A 639-nucleotide genomic window follows, 5' to 3' on the forward strand; every position below is an offset into this window, starting at 1 on the left:
ACAAGTTTTCTCCAAAACCTGCCGCAAAATATCACGTCCAGTTTATCTGCGGTGTTTGGCGTCGTGACAAACATCACGCTTGTTATTATTACTGTTCCATTTATCCTTTTTTACATGCTGAAAGACGGACACCGCTTTCCGCATCTGGCAGTAAAAATTCTTCCGGCTTCTTATCGGACAGAAGGCTTAAAGATTTTTAAAGATTTATCCGATACGCTTGCGGCATACTTCCAGGGTCAGCTGTTAATTTGTCTTTTTGTCGGGACAGCGTGTTTTATCGGCTATTTAATTGCCGGACTGCCGTATGCCCTGATTCTCGGGATTGTCATGGCGATTACCAATATCATTCCCTATGTCGGGCCTTTTCTCGGTGCTGCGCCGGCTGTCATTGTCGGTTTTATGGACTCGCCGGCCAAAGCGCTGTTTGCGATTATTGTGGTCGTCATCGTTCAGCAGCTGGACGGAAACCTGCTGTCTCCTCTTGTGATCGGAAAGCGGCTGAACACCCATCCGCTTACGATTATTTTGCTGTTAATCGGAGCGGGAAGCTTCGGCGGAATTCTCGGCATGATTTTAGCGGTGCCGGTTTATGCGGTAGTGAAGGCGTTCTTCCTGAATATTGTCCGCTTGATCAAGCTT

General features: G+C 47.4%; 1 protein-coding gene. It reads left to right on the plus strand.

Features of this window, described 5'->3' with window-relative positions; genetic code table 11:
* Positions 1–639, plus strand: a 639-nt coding sequence (locus ACWHAR_RS28500) for an AI-2E family transporter (RefSeq protein ID WP_452088624.1), incomplete at both ends; no start/stop codon positions are given.

Source organism: Bacillus sp. LR--39 (assembly GCF_053613335.1).